The following is a 13,487-nucleotide window of genomic DNA, read 5'->3' as shown; positions in this document are numbered from 1 at the left end:
CGGCGACATGACTTCCAGACCAGACGTCCGAACAATCGCCCGGATCGTCCTGGCCCTCGTCTTTCTCGGGGCGGGTCTGCTGCATCTGATCGTGCCCGGCCCGTTCCTGCGCATCACGCCGCACTGGGTGCCGGATCCGCAAACCGTCGTCCGCCTGACGGGCCTGGCCGAGTTGCTGGGCGCGACGGGACTGATGATCCCGCGCCTGCGCCGCGCCGCCGGCTGGGCCCTGGCCCTCTACGCCGTCTGCGTCTTTCCGGCCAACATCAAGCACGCCATGGACGGCCTGACGTCAGGAACAGGTCTGGGCTGGGCCTATCACGGCCCGCGCCTGCTGTTTCAGCCGGTCATTGTCTGGTGGTGTCTGTGGGCCTCGACTGCGATCGACTGGCCCTTCAGACGACCTCAGGCCGCAGCGCGGGTTGCGCCCATCAGCATGGAGAGGATCTGACCCAAGACGCGCGGCAGATCGGCGCGCACGACGACCTGGTCGACCATGCCCTTCTCCTGCAGATATTCGGCGCGCTGGAAGCCCGGCGGCAGTTTCTCGCGGATGGTGGCCTCGATCACGCGCGGACCGGCGAAGCCGATCAGGGCGCCCGGCTCTGCCAGGTGAACATCGCCCAGCATGGCGTAGGAGGCCGTCACCCCGCCCGTGGTCGGATCCGTCAGGACCACGGCGTAGGGCAGTTTCGCATCCTTCAGCTCATCGATGGCCAGGGTGGTGCGCGCCATCTGCATCAGCGACAGGGCGCCTTCCTGCATCCGCGCGCCGCCAGCGGCGGTGAAACAGATCATCGGGACCTTGCGGGCCACGGCCTCGCGCGCGGCCTTGATGAAGGCCTCGCCCGCCGCCATGCCCAGCGACCCGCCCATGAAGGTGAAGTCCTGGACGATGACCACGGCGTCCTGACCGCCGACCACGCCATAGCCGATGGCCATGGTGTCCTTGCGGCCCGCCGCCTTGCGCGCGGCGCTCAGGCGATCCTTGTAGGGCTTGCCGTCCGAGAATTTCAGCGGATCCTCGGGCACGTCCGGCGTGTCGATGGACTCGTATTTGCCGCCGTCGAAAGTGGCGCGCAGACGCGTCGGCGCGTCGATCCGCATATGACGGCCCGACGGTGTCACCCACAGCGAGGCCTCCAGGTCCGAACGATAGAGCATCTCGCCCGTATCGGGATCCTTGACCCAGAGATTGTCCGGCGTGTCCCGGCGAGAAACGATCTTGCGGACGCCGGGCGCGAAGCGGCTCAGCCATCCGCCGCGTTTTTCCTGCGGCTTGTTCTTGTCGATCATGGGCGGGCTCTTAGACCGTTTCCGCTACGGAAGCACTAGTGCGGACCGATCTGACCGCGTCGCCCAGCAACTTCACCTTGGCCAGAACGCGCGAGGCGACCGGTTCGTTCGCCTCCAGCGCGAAGGCGACCTCGTCGACCAGGGCCGACCCCACCACGACGGCGTCCGCGACGCGGGCGATGGCCGCCGCCCGTTCGGGCGTCTTGATGCCGAACCCGACCGCGACCGGCAGGCCCGAGGCCTTGCGCACGCGTTCGACCGCCGGGGCGACGACCTCGGCCTCGGCCTCCTTGACCCCGGTCACCCCGGCGACGGCGACATAATAGACGAAGCCCGAGGTGCCCTGGACCACGATCTTCAGCCGGTCATCGTCCGAGGTCGGGGTGGCCAGGCGGATCAGCGAGATCGCTGCCTTGTCCAACGCCGCGACCAGGGGCGCCGCCTCTTCCGGCGGACAATCGACCACGATCAGGCCGTCGACGCCGCAGTCGGCCGCATAGGCGGCGAAGGCGTCATAGCCCAGGCTCTCGATCGGGTTCAGATAGCCCATCAGGATGATCGGCGTCGCGTCGTCCGACTTCCGGAACTCCCGCGCCAGATCCATGGTGCTACGCAGGCCGAACCCGGCCTTCAGGCCCCGGATGGCGGCCTTCTGGATCGGCGGTCCCTCGGCCATCGGATCCGAGAAGGGAAAGCCCAGTTCGATGATGTCGGCCCCGGCGGCGGGCAGACCGCGCAGGATCTCCAGCGCCCCTTCGGGCGTCGGATCGCCCCCCATCACATAGGGAATGAAGGCGGCGCGACCCTCGGCCTTCAGCGCGGCGAAACGGGCGTCGATACGGGCGGTGGTCATTGGGGCACGGTCCCTGCGGCGGCGCCGTCTGACGGCGCTGCGGGCGTGGCCGTGGCGCAGACGTCGCCCGGCACAATGGCGAACCCCAGATAGCCCGGCGTCTCGGCCACGGCGATCTTGGCGGTGTCGTAGAAGGCGACCATCTGCATCCCGTCGCAGCCGCCGCCGTCGCGCCGCTTGACCAGGACGACGCGGTTCTCGTCGCCGCCGGCCGCCAGCCAGCCCTGGGTCTCCAGGTTGGCGATATAGGCTTCGGCCAGGGCGCCGACCTGGCCGAGGGGGGCGGTCACGCACCAGGCGCGACCGGCCAGATTGTTCAGCCCGCCGCAATCGGCCGACAAGGCCGCGCCGGGCAGCAGACCGACATCGGCCGGACCGCCCTGAGCCGCTGGCGCGGGCGACTGTTGCGCCTGGGCGGCGGTCGAGAGCGTCAGGGCGGCGGCCGCCGTCAGAAGAATGCGGATCACAGCTCGACTCCCAGATGTTTCGCGACCTGGAAGATGTCCTTGTCGCCACGGCCCGACATCAGCAGGACGACGTCGCCGCCCTTGCCGACTTCCCGGGCGATCTCGCCGGTCCGCGCCAGGGCGTGGGCCGGTTCCAGGGCGGGGATGATCCCCTCCAGTTTCGAGCACAGCTGGAAGGCCTCCAGCGCCTCGGCGTCGGTCGCCGAGCGATATTCGGCCCGGCCGATGTCGTGCAGCCAGGCATGCTCCGGCCCGATGCCCGGATAGTCCAGACCGGCCGAGATCGAATGGCCCTCGACGATGTTGCCGTCGTCGTCCTGCAGCAGATAGGTGCGGTTGCCGTGCAGCACGCCGGGCCGCCCGCCCTTCAGGCTGGCCGCATGGTCCGGCGTATCCAGGCCGTATCCCGCCGCCTCGACCCCGATCAGCCGCACGGCCTCGTCCTCGATGAAGGGGTGGAAGGCGCCGATGGCGTTGGACCCGCCGCCGATACAGGCCACCACCGCCTCGGGCAGTTTGCCCATCTGGGCCTGGGCCTGGACCTTAATCTCCTTGCCGATCACCGACTGGAAGTCGCGGACCATGGCCGGATAGGGGGCCGGGCCGGCGGCGGTGCCGATGATGTAATAGGTATCGGCGACATTGGTGACCCAATCGCGCATCGCCTCGTTCATCGCGTCCTTCAGGGTCGCCGCGCCGGCCGTAACCGAGAAGACCTCCGACCCCAGCAGGCGCATCCGGAAGACGTTGGGCTGCTGCCGCTCCACGTCCACCGCCCCCATATAAACGGTGCAGGGCAGGCCGAACCGGGCCGAGACGGTGGCCGAGGCGACCCCGTGCTGGCCGGCGCCGGTCTCGGCGATGATCCGGGTCTTGCCCATGCGCCGCGCCAGCAGGATCTGGCCCATGCAGTTGTTGATCTTGTGCGCGCCCGTGTGATTCAGGTCCTCGCGCTTCAGCCAGATGTTGGCCCCGCCGAAATGTTCCGTCAGGCGCTCGGCGAAATACAGCGGGCTCTCACGGCCGACATAGTGTTCCAGATAGCCGTCCAACTCGGCCTGAAAGCTCGGATCCGCCTTGGCCGCCGCATAGGCCGCGTCCAGTTCGTGGATCAGCGGCATCAGGGTTTCGGCGACGAAACGGCCGCCATAGGGGCCGAAACGGCCCTCGGCGTCAGGCCAGGCGTAGGTGTTGGGAAGCGTTGGTGCGGTCACGAGGTCAGCTTTCACGCAGGCAGGCGTCGGAATTACGACCGGCGCACAGCCTCGATGAAGGCCGCGATCCGGCCGGCGTCCTTAACACCCGGCGCGCTTTCGACGCCAGAGGACACGTCCACCATCGGCGCGCCCGAGATTCTCAGCGCCTCGGCCACATTGTCCGGGTTCAACCCGCCGGCCAGGAACCAGGGGTGTCTGAACACCCGGTCCGCCAACAGGGTCCAGTCGAAACTGCGCCCCACCCCGCCCGGCAGGACCGAACCCTCGGGCGGCCTGGCGTCGAACATCAGATGGTCGGCGTGATAGTCCCATTCGTCGGCGGCGGCGAAGTCGTCGCCATGCCGGATCGGCAGGGCCTTGATCACCCCCGCGCCCGTCAACCCCCGCACCGCCTCGGCCCGCGCCGCCGTCTCGGATCCGTGCAACTGGATGAAATCCGGCTTCAGCGTCCGCGCGATCTCCGCCAGCAGGGCGTCGTCGGGATCGACCGTCACCGCCACGATCCTGGCCCGCCCACGCGCCCGTTCGAACAGGGTCGCAGCGGCCTCGGGCGCGATGTGCCGCGGGCTCCTGGGAAACACCACCGCCCCCACGAAGTCCGCCCCGCCGTCCAGGGCGGCGTCCACGGTGTCGGCCGTGGTCAGGCCGCAGATCTTGATCAGAGGCGTCATAGGTCCACCAAGGCGACGCCGACCGCGAGCGCGCCCTCGTTCAACTTCGTGTCGAGAGACGCCATCGCGGTCCCCAGTCGCCGGCAGATGACCAGGTGCAACGCATCTGGCGCCCGCAGAAAGCCGAGTTCCCTCACGACTCTTCGCGCCTCGACCATATCATCGGGCAGGACAGGCTTCGGCGATTCGGCCCTCATGATGAAGTCCAGCATGTCCTCGGCCGCAGATGCGCCCTTGGCGTCTATCCGCTTCTGTCTCTGCTGCAGCGCCAGCGCAGAACTGAACTCGGCGAGCGTCCAGGTGCTGGTCAGCAGGATTGGGCCGCTTCTCAGCCAACGCATGGCGCGCTCGGTCTGGTCGTCGACCGTCAGGGCCGCGACCAGGACGCTGGTGTCGGGATAGGCGATCAATAGCGATAGCCGTCGCGCAGTTCGCGAATGGTCTCGACCGCATCAGTCGGCTTGAGCGTCCGCACCCGGTTCTGCTCCAGCCAATCCACATCGATCTTGAAACCGACCGGCTTCTCGACCTCGGGCGTCAAACGCGCGATCGGCTTGCCACGACGCGTGATCACGACCTCTTCACCCGCCAGCATGCGATCCAGCAGCTTGGGCAGGTTGTTCTTGGCCTCGGCGACGGAATAGCTGGACATGGCCATCAAGATAGCCATCTGACGCCCGAGAGTCCATCAGGCCCGGTACAGATCCCCGTCCGGATCCGCCTCGCCCCGCACCGCCCGCCCGACCACCTGCGAGGCGATGACCGAATAGGTGATGCCGTTGCCGCCGAAGCCCATGACGGCGTGGACGTGGTTCATCCCTTCGACCGGCCCGATCTGCGGCAGGCCGGTGGCGCTTTCACCGAAGGCGCCGGCCCAAACATAATCGACCTCGAAGTCGACCTCGGGCAACAGGCGGCGCAGCTTGTGGGTCAGGGTCTCGCATTTGCGGACCAGTTTGGCCGGATCCTCGTGCGCGGTCGCCGACGCCTCGTCCTCACCGCCGACGATCAGCCGTCCGTCCCCGCCCATGCGCAGATAGAGGTACGGATCCGACGCCTCCCAGACCAGCATGTCGCGCAGCCAGGCCGGACATCGCGTCCGGGCCTTCGACGCCATGGCCCAGGTCGAGATCACCTCGGCGCCGGGCGTCGGCACGCCCTTGGGAAACTCGTAGCCGCAGCAGAAGACGACCTTCTTCGCCCGCACCGCGTGACCGGCGTCGGTCAGCAGGGTCACCCCGTCCGGGTCCTCGACCGCCTCCAGCACCTCTACCGGCGACCACACCCGCGCCCCGTTCTCGATGGCCCGCCGCAGCAGACCCGCCGCCAGCCGTGCGGGATCGGCGCTGGCCGAACCGTCCGACAGGATGGCGCCGGTCCGCTCGACGCCGAACCGCGCCCGCAGGTCCGCCGGGCCGAGATAACGGCTCTCCAGCCCCATGGCCGCCCGCGCCTCGGCCTCGGCCTCCAGGGCGCGATGGCCGTATTCGTCGCCGGCCAGATACAGGGCTTGTTTCGGCTTTAGACCGCACCGGATCCCTTCCTGGGCCACGATCCGCTTCAGGGCGTCGACCGCCGACCGTGACCGGCGATAGGCCCGATGCGCCTTGGCCATGCCGATCCGTCCGGCCAGGGCCGTCAACGGCAGGTCGATCTCCCACTGCAACAGGGCGGTCGAGGCCAGGGTCGAACCCATCAACGGCGGACGCCGGTCCAGCACCGCCACCGAATGATCGCGCGCCAGTTCATGCGCCATGAAGGCGCCGCTGATCCCGGCCCCGACGATGGCCACATCGACAGAAATCGCCTCGGTCAGGGACCGGGCCCTCACGCCCAGGCCGGGGCTGTCGGCCCACAGCGAACGTCCCGTTCTCAGGTCCCGTTTGGTCGTCGCGCCGGTCATCTCGCCTCCGCCTCAGCGGAGCCATAGATCGTCAGACGGCGGTCGGTTCCGCGAAGATCGACGCGATTTCGTCCGGCGTCAGCAGCCGCTGCTGTCCGGGCGCCAGGTCGTCGGGCAGGGCCAGCCCGCCCATCCGCTCGCGGTGCAGGGTCTCGACGTGGTTGCCGACGGCGGCGAACATCCGGCGCACCTGGTGATACCGCCCCTCGGTGACGGTCAGCAGGGCCTCGGTCGGCGACACGACTTCCAGAACCGCCGGCGACAGCGGCTTGTCGTCCCCCTCCAGCACCAGCTCCCCGGCGGCGAACAAGGCGCCCTCGGCCCCGTCCAGCGGCCGGGCCAGACCGGCGCGATAGACCTTGGCCACATGGCGTTTGGGCGAGATGACCCGGTGCAGCAGGTCGCCGTCGTCGGTCAGCAGCAGCAGGCCCGTGGTCTGTTTGTCCAGCCGCCCGATGGTCGAGATGGCCGGATCCCGCCGGCGCCACCGGTCGGGCAGGATGTCATAGACCAGCGCCCCCTCCTCCTTGTGGGAGCAGGTCATGCCCAGCGGCTTGTTCAGCATCAGCACCAGGCCCTGAACCGGGTCCAGCGGCTCGCCGTCGATTTCCATCCGGCTCGGCAGGTCCGGCGTCACCGGGATCCGCTTCGACACGTCGGTCAGATCCGCACCGTCCAGCACGATCCCGCCCGCCTTGGCCATCCGCGCCATCTCGGCCCGCGAGCCATAGCCCATCGAGCCCAGCAGGCGGTCGACCCTCGACGTCGGAACTTTTTTCATGCGCTATCGCCCTTCGGGCTGCTTGAGCGCGGTCACTTCACCGCCTCAAACAGCTTGTAACCGCCCGCCTCGGCGACCAGCCGCACCCGCTTGAAAGCGGCGTTCAATTCCGCCTCATAGGGCAGGTGGCGGTTGGCCACGATCCAGGCGACGCCGCCCTTCTTGAGCAGTTCGGCCGCCTTGCGGATGAAGGCCTGGCCCAGCCGCCGGTCCTCGGCGCCGCCGTCGTGGAAGGGCGGGTTGCTGACCACGAAATCCTTATCGCCCTTGGCCTCCAGCGTCCGGGCGTCCGACCACCAGACCTTGGCCCGGTCATCCGTGATGTTCTCGCGCGCCGCGCGGATGGCGCGGCGGTCCAGATCGACCAGCTTCAGCTTGGTCACCGCCGGCGAGCGCAACACCACCGTCGCCAGGGCGCCGTAGCCGCAGCCCAGATCGACCCCCTCGCCCTTCATCGGCGGCAGGTGTTCGGCCAGCAGGGCCGAGCCCGGATCGATCCGGTCCCAGGCGAAGATCCCCGGCTGCGACCAGGCCTCCAGCCCCGGCACGATCCGGGGCCCGCCGGCCACAATGGCCGCCTCGATCGCCTCGTCCAGCCCCTCGGCCGTCTCGGGCCGGAAGACGACGCAGCGGCGATGGTGGGCCTTGGCGGTCTCGGCGACCTCGACCCCGAAGGCCTTCAGCTCCTTGCCCAGGCGCGACCCGCCCTTGTCCTTGGGCGCCATCACGTCCAGCCGACCGCCGACCTTCAGCGCCTTCAGCGCCAGGGCCAGGACATAGCGGCGTTCCAGCACGCCGGGCGGGGCGTAGATCATGACGGAATCGGCTGAACCGGGCGTCTGGGCCTCCAGGGCGGCGGAGTCCGGAATCAGGGGCGAGGTCTGGGTCGCGTCGCCGGGCGGGTCGAAGACGACCGGCGGCCGGCCGTAGAGAAGCGTGGTCATGCCCCGCCCTTAACCCCAGGCAGAGCGGACCGCCAGTCTCAGAAGCCGGCCTGCAGCAGGACCAGACCCACGACCCCGACCACGATCCGCCACCAGGCGAAGACGCCGAAGCCACGCTTGGACACGAAGTCCAGCAGGAACCGCACCACCACCAGGGCCGACAGGAAGGCCACGACGAAGCCGACGGCGATCAGGCCCAGGTCGCTGAAATCCAGCGTCTTGTGGTTCTTCAGCAGATCATAGGCCACGGCCGCGCCCATGGTGGGCAGGGCGAGAAAGAAGCTGAACTCGGCCGCCGACCGCTTGTCGGTCTTCAGCAGCAGGCCGCCGGCGATGGTGGCGCCCGAACGCGACACCCCGGGGATCATGGCCAGGCACTGGGCCAGGCCGATCAGGAAATAGATCCGCATCGGATAGGCCTCGGCGTCCAGCCATTTGGGCCGCTTGTCCATCCGGTCCAGCGCCAGCAGGATGATCCCCCCGACGATCAGGGCGATGCACACCACCTGCGGCGTCTCGAACAGCACGGTCTTGATGAAATCATAGGCCAGGAAGCCGATGACCACGGCGGGCAGGAAGGCGATCAACAGGCCGATCAGGAACCGCCGCGCCTCGGGATCGAAGGGCCAGCGCGTCGCCAGGGTCCACAGTCGCTTAAAATAGACGCTGATGATGGCGAGCAGGGCGCCCAGCTGGATGACGATCTCGAAGGTCTTGCCCGAACTTTCGAAGCCCATGAAATGGCCGAGCAAAAGCATATGGCCGGTGGAGGACACCGGTATGAACTCGGTCAAGCCCTCGACCAGGCCGAGAATGATCGCCGCAAGCCAGTCAGACATGTGATCCCCGTGTCAGCCGGTGTGGTCAGTGGGAGCCCGGCTCGGGTCCCACATAGCGCAATCTCGCCCGGATAGGCGAGCCGTCCGTCGCCTGATCCAGCGCATGGGCCAGCAGACCGACCATACGCCCCAGCATCAGCAGGTCCGCCGCCCCCGTCGGTCCCAGGTCCAGTCGACGCGCCACCAGGGCCAGGGCCAGGCCGAAATCGGCCGTCTGCCCCCCGGCCGCCTCGCCCTCGGTCCAGACCGCCGTCAGGTCGGCGGGCAGATCCGCCGCCGTCAGCAGGGCCTGGGCGCGGGGATCGATCCGCCCGAATTCCGTATCGCCGAACCCGGGCGCCCCGCCGCGCAGCCCGATCCAGCGTCGCGCCGCGCCGGCTGGATCGCGTCGCGCCTCGCCGACATAGGCGACCACGTCGTCCAGCTCCGACAGCGGCGGCCCCGCCAGGGTCGTCGCCCCGGCCAGCACGGCCCCGGCCAGGGGCGCGCCGCCGCCGGCCGCCGCCCGCGTCGCCAGCACCGCCTCGTCCAGCCCGGCGTCGGCGCCCAGCACCAGGGCGCGACGGATCAGGGAACTGTCGCGCTCCACCAACTTGAAGCCGCGCGCCAGCCTCTGATGCAGATAGAGACGCGGCCCCGGTCCCGAGACACTGTCGACCACCTCGCTCAGCAGCGACGCGGCCTCGCGCCTCAGACTGACGGGATCATGCGCCCGCAACGACCGGTCCTCTATGGCGCGTCGCCCCAGCACGGCCAGCACCCGTCTCTGGGTCGCACCGCCGACAATGGGGTCGATCCGGGGCTTCAACTCCGCGAAGGGGTCGGTCTCCCGCGCATCCCACAGGGTGCGGGCCGCCGTCTCGATGGTGACGGTCTCGGCCAGCTGCGCCGCGTCCAGGCCGCGATAGAACAGCCGCCCGTCGGCGATCAGGGACACGGACGACAGGATGTCCGCCTCGCCCCGCGCCGCCGCGCCCAGCACCGGCGCCCGCACCTCGTGCCGATCTGCCTCGCCCGCATCGTCGCCGCACAGCCGGGCCACATCAGCGACGGCGTACAGGCTGCGACGGGGGTCGGTCGGATCGGGCCGGGCCGCGATCCGGCCCCGGCTGACATAGGCGTACAGGGTCTGGGCCTTGACCCCCAGCCGGGTCAGGGCCTCGCTTCTTGCGATCCAGCGTTCGTCAGAAGTCATGTCGTCCCCACGAAATGCTCAGCCGAGTGAACGGAAACCGACATAGCGCCGTTTGGTGTCCTTAACCCTAACGGCCAAGCCGGTCGAATCGGGGCGCTGCGGTTGGCATTCCGCCACGATTGCGCGACAAGAGACACGAATGACGACGCCCTCCGCCCCCACGCCCGCGCCCCTCGAGGACGCCCACCTCGCCACCCGACGCATCACGCGCCTGTCTGTCGGAGTCGCCGTGGTGCTGATCGCGCTCAAGGCCTTCGCCCTGGGCGCTTCAGGCTCGGTCTCGATCCTGGCGACCCTGGCGGACTCGGTGCTGGACCTGGTCGCCTCGCTCGCCACCTTCTTCGCCGTGCGCTGGGCCGCCGCCCCGCCGGACGAGGACCACCGCTACGGCCACGGCAAGGGCGAGGCCCTGGCCGCCCTGGTCCAGGCCGGACTGGTCTTCGCCTCGGCCGTCTTCATCGGCTGGGAGGGAATCCAGCGCATCTTCGATCCTCGCCCTGTCGGCTCGGGCGGGTGGGCGACCGGGGTGGTGATCGCCTCCATCGCCATCACCGCCTGGCTGGTGTGGATGCAGACCCGCGCCCTGAAGAAGACCGGCTCTCTCGCCGTCGCCGGCGACCGCGCCCACTACGCCGCCGATCTCGCCGCCAATCTGGTGGTGCTGATCGGCGTGGTCTCGGGCGCCTTCCTCGGCGCGCCGGGTCTGGACGCCGCCGCCGGCCTGGTCGTCGCGGTCTGGCTGTTCTGGGGCGCAACCGGCATGCTGAAGGCCGCCGCCGACCATCTGCTGGACCGCGCCGTGCCGGAAGGCGACCGCGCCGCCGTGACCCAGGCCGTTCTGGCCGACCCCCGCATCTCGGGCGTCCACCAGTTGCGCACCCGCATGGCCGGCCAGGTGATGATGATCCAGATGCACGTCGACCTCGACCCCGAGCTGACGCTGGACGCCGCCCACGCCATCGTCGTCGAGGCCGAGACCCGCGTGCTCAGCCACTATCCGGCCGCAGACATCCTGATCCACGCCGACCCGCGCGGCCGCGCCCTCCCGCATGGCGGCGTCTATGCCGAGACCCCGGCGGACAAGCCGCCCGCAGAAACCCTCACCGCGTCGCGCCCCAAAGGCCCCTGGTCCTGACGCGGAAGACCACGCGGTAAACGCCAGTTTAACGGGTGTCGGCGCATCAAGTGTTGATGTCCGGTTCCAGCGTCCTCTTCCACTTCCCCTTCCACCCCGCCTCGCGCGCCGCGCGCCTGGCGCTGGGCGAGGCGCGGATCGAATGGGAAGACGCCCCGGTCCGTCCGTGGGAAGACGACTGCCCCGTCCACGACCTGAATCCGTCGGGCCTGCCGCCGGTGTTCCAGACGACCGAGCGCGGCCGCCCCCTGACCCTGTGCGAACTGCCGGCGATCCTGGGCTGGATCGAGGACCATCAGAAGGGCGACCTGCTGCTGCCGCTGGACGCCGCCGAACGGGCCGAGGCGCGTCGCCTGACCGGCTGGTTCGAACGCCGTTTCACCGACGAGGTCGACGCCGTCCTTCTGCACGAGCGGATGGAGAAGCCCCTGCTCAAGCTCGGCCCGCCCGAGGCCCGCGCCCTGCGCGACGGCCGCGACGCCCTGAAGACCCATCTGGCCATGCTGGACGAACTGGCCGCCACCCGCGACTGGCTGGCCGGCCGCCGCCTGACCCAGGCCGACCTGATCGCCGCCGCCCACCTGTCGGTGCTCGACTATTTCGGCGAGGTCCAGTGGGCCAACTGGCTGTCGCTGAAGACCTGGTATTCCAAGATCAAGTCCCGCCCCTGTTTCCGCCCCCTGCTGGGCGACCGGTTTGTCGGCGTTCCCCCCTCGGCCTGGTACGCGGACCTGGATTTCTGAATACGCGATAGGCGCCTCTCCCTCCCCTGCGGGGGAGGATGGCCGAGCGTAGCGAGGTCGGGTGGGGGCGGCAGAGCAAAACCCCACAGCCCTTGTTCCCATCAAGTCAGTGCGTCCCTGCCGGGCCGCCCCACCCGGTCGCCGCGCGACCACCCTCCCCGGAACGGGGAGGGAAAGGCGAGTAGCTCCCCACTCTGTGCGGGTGAGACAGTGTGCTATCCCCCGCCCGTGTCCGACCGCCTGAAAACCTTCATCCGCCAGCGCGCGGCCGAGCTCGGCTTCGACGTCTGCCGTTTCGCCTCGGCGGCCGACGCCTGGCCGGCCGGCGAGCGACTGCGCGAATTCGTCGATGAAGGCCGTCACGGCGAGATGGAGTGGATGCAGACCACCCTGGACCGCCGCCATCACCCCACCGCCATGTGGGACCAGGCCAAGACCGCCATCGTCCTGGGCATGAACTACGGCCCCGAGGACAACCCGCTGGACCAGCTTCAGGACCGGTCGGCCGGCTATATCTCCGTCTATGCCCGCGGCGACGACTATCACGAGCTCATCAAGGGTCGGCTGAAACAGCTGGCGGGCCAGATCGCCGCCCGCAACGGCGCCGACCTCAAGGTCTTCGTCGACACCGCCCCCCTAATGGAAAAGCCGTTGGCCCAGCGCGCCGGCCTGGGCTGGCAGGGCAAACACACCAATCTGCTCAGCCGCACCCACGGCAACTGGCTGTTCCTGGGCACGATCCTGACCGTCGCCGACATCGCACCGGACGAGGCCGAGACGGAACACTGCGGCCGCTGCACCGCCTGTCTCGACGCCTGTCCCACGAACGCCTTCCCGGCCCCGTTCCAGCTCGACGCCCGGCGCTGCCTCTCCTATCTGACCATCGAATTCGCCGGTCCCTGGCCAGAGGAATTCCGGGTCATGACCGGGTCGCGCCTCTATGGCTGCGACGACTGTCTGGCCGCCTGCCCGTGGAACAAGTTCGCCCAGGAAGCCCGCGAGATCCGGCTGGCGCCGCGCCCCGCCTTCGAGAGCCCGCGCCTGTCCGACCTGCTGGCGCTCGACGACGCCGCCTTCCGCGCCCTGTTCACCAAGAGCCCGGTCAAGCGGATCGGCCGTGATCGGTTCATGAGGAACGTCCTCTATGCCGTCGGCAACTCCGGCGACGCCGGCCTGATCGCCCCGACCCAGGCCCTGCTGGACGACCCCTCGCCCCTCGTGCGCGGCTCGGCCGTCTGGGCCCTGTCGCGACTGATGCCGGCGCCGGACTTCGCCGCCCTGTCGGACGGCGCGGTCGAGACGGACCCCCAGGTCCTGGCCGAATGGCGTCGGCGCGCCTAATTTCGAAGACGGATCGACGTCTTTTCAGACACCTGTCCAGGCGGAATCACGATCGACGCCGCAGGGATCGAGATCGGACTAAATGGGCGTCAATTCTTTGAC

General features: G+C 69.3%; 16 protein-coding genes. 4 read left to right on the top strand and 12 right to left on the bottom strand.

The genetic code is table 11. From position 1 onward, the window contains the following. Positions 1 to 7 precede the first annotated feature (7 nt). Positions 8 to 451 carry a DoxX family protein gene (locus tag ACIQ1T_RS14650; RefSeq protein ID WP_395945285.1) on the top strand — a complete coding sequence of 148 codons (444 nt, stop codon included), beginning with the start codon at positions 8 to 10 and terminating at the stop codon, positions 449 to 451. Here the strand turns inward: ACIQ1T_RS14650 and ACIQ1T_RS14645 are convergent. Genes ACIQ1T_RS14645 through ACIQ1T_RS14590 form a run of 12 tightly spaced genes read right to left on the bottom strand, consistent with a single transcriptional unit; the run spans position 406 to position 10,166 of the window. After that, entirely contained in the window at positions 406 to 1,296 is an 891-nt protein-coding gene (locus ACIQ1T_RS14645) for an acetyl-CoA carboxylase carboxyltransferase subunit beta (protein WP_395945284.1), read from the bottom strand. The genes ACIQ1T_RS14650 and ACIQ1T_RS14645 overlap by 46 nt on opposite strands. Positions 1,297 to 1,306: 10 nt before the next feature. Further along, a complete protein-coding gene (gene trpA / locus ACIQ1T_RS14640) occupies positions 1,307 to 2,149 on the bottom strand; it encodes a tryptophan synthase subunit alpha (RefSeq protein ID WP_395945283.1) in 843 nt (280 codons plus the stop codon). Further along, entirely contained in the window at positions 2,146 to 2,616 is a 471-nt protein-coding gene (locus tag ACIQ1T_RS14635; RefSeq protein WP_395945282.1) for a hypothetical protein, read from the bottom strand. The genes trpA and ACIQ1T_RS14635 overlap by 4 nt, the downstream gene beginning before the upstream one ends. Then, complete coding sequence (gene trpB, locus ACIQ1T_RS14630; RefSeq protein WP_395945281.1) at positions 2,613 to 3,830, bottom strand: tryptophan synthase subunit beta; 1,218 nt, start codon at positions 3,828 to 3,830, stop codon at positions 2,613 to 2,615. The genes ACIQ1T_RS14635 and trpB overlap by 4 nt, the downstream gene beginning before the upstream one ends. Positions 3,831 to 3,862: 32 nt before the next feature. Beyond that, on the bottom strand, positions 3,863 to 4,504 hold the full coding sequence (locus tag ACIQ1T_RS14625) for a phosphoribosylanthranilate isomerase (protein ID WP_395945280.1): 642 nt from the start codon (positions 4,502 to 4,504) through the stop codon (positions 3,863 to 3,865). Then, positions 4,501 to 4,914 (bottom strand): type II toxin-antitoxin system VapC family toxin, encoded by a 414-nt coding sequence (locus tag ACIQ1T_RS14620; RefSeq protein WP_395945279.1) that lies wholly within the window; start codon positions 4,912 to 4,914, stop codon positions 4,501 to 4,503. Before ACIQ1T_RS14620 ends, ACIQ1T_RS14625 begins: the two co-directional genes overlap by 4 nt. Beyond that, positions 4,911 to 5,174 carry a type II toxin-antitoxin system Phd/YefM family antitoxin gene (locus ACIQ1T_RS14615; RefSeq protein WP_395945278.1) on the bottom strand — a complete coding sequence of 88 codons (264 nt, stop codon included), beginning with the start codon at positions 5,172 to 5,174 and terminating at the stop codon, positions 4,911 to 4,913. The genes ACIQ1T_RS14620 and ACIQ1T_RS14615 overlap by 4 nt, the downstream gene beginning before the upstream one ends. An 18-nt stretch (positions 5,175 to 5,192) precedes the next feature. Continuing rightward, complete coding sequence (locus ACIQ1T_RS14610; protein WP_395945277.1) at positions 5,193 to 6,407, bottom strand: NAD(P)/FAD-dependent oxidoreductase; 1,215 nt, start codon at positions 6,405 to 6,407, stop codon at positions 5,193 to 5,195. Positions 6,408 to 6,438: 31 nt separating this feature from the next. Continuing rightward, on the bottom strand, positions 6,439 to 7,188 hold the full coding sequence (locus tag ACIQ1T_RS14605) for a pseudouridine synthase (RefSeq protein WP_395945276.1): 750 nt from the start codon (positions 7,186 to 7,188) through the stop codon (positions 6,439 to 6,441). A 32-nt stretch (positions 7,189 to 7,220) separates the two neighbouring features. Beyond that, the gene (locus tag ACIQ1T_RS14600; protein WP_395945275.1) at positions 7,221 to 8,132 is read right to left on the bottom strand and encodes a class I SAM-dependent methyltransferase; all 912 of its coding nucleotides are present in this window, start codon (positions 8,130 to 8,132) and stop codon (positions 7,221 to 7,223) included. A 38-nt stretch (positions 8,133 to 8,170) separates the two neighbouring features. Next, a complete protein-coding gene (locus ACIQ1T_RS14595; protein WP_395945274.1) occupies positions 8,171 to 8,971 on the bottom strand; it encodes an undecaprenyl-diphosphate phosphatase in 801 nt (266 codons plus the stop codon). Positions 8,972 to 8,996: 25 nt separating this feature from the next. Continuing rightward, positions 8,997 to 10,166 carry a citrate/2-methylcitrate synthase gene (locus ACIQ1T_RS14590; protein WP_395945273.1) on the bottom strand — a complete coding sequence of 390 codons (1,170 nt, stop codon included), beginning with the start codon at positions 10,164 to 10,166 and terminating at the stop codon, positions 8,997 to 8,999. A gap of 139 nt (positions 10,167 to 10,305) precedes the next feature. Between ACIQ1T_RS14590 and ACIQ1T_RS14585 the strand changes: the two genes are divergently transcribed. The 3 genes from ACIQ1T_RS14585 to queG all read left to right on the top strand — a co-directional run bounded on the left by ACIQ1T_RS14585 (position 10,306) and on the right by queG (position 13,385). After that, a complete protein-coding gene (locus tag ACIQ1T_RS14585; protein WP_395945272.1) occupies positions 10,306 to 11,301 on the top strand; it encodes a cation diffusion facilitator family transporter in 996 nt (331 codons plus the stop codon). A 56-nt stretch (positions 11,302 to 11,357) separates the two neighbouring features. After that, positions 11,358 to 12,044 (top strand): glutathione S-transferase family protein, encoded by a 687-nt coding sequence (locus ACIQ1T_RS14580; RefSeq protein WP_395945271.1) that lies wholly within the window; start codon positions 11,358 to 11,360, stop codon positions 12,042 to 12,044. A gap of 210 nt (positions 12,045 to 12,254) precedes the next feature. Then, a complete protein-coding gene (gene queG / locus ACIQ1T_RS14575) occupies positions 12,255 to 13,385 on the top strand; it encodes a tRNA epoxyqueuosine(34) reductase QueG (protein WP_395945270.1) in 1,131 nt (376 codons plus the stop codon). Positions 13,386 to 13,487 lie beyond the last annotated feature (102 nt).

The sequence above is a fragment of the Brevundimonas sp. genome (assembly GCF_044336875.1).
Taxonomy (GTDB): Bacteria; Pseudomonadota; Alphaproteobacteria; order Caulobacterales; family Caulobacteraceae; genus Brevundimonas.
This window is presented reverse-complemented; position numbering and strand designations above follow the sequence as displayed.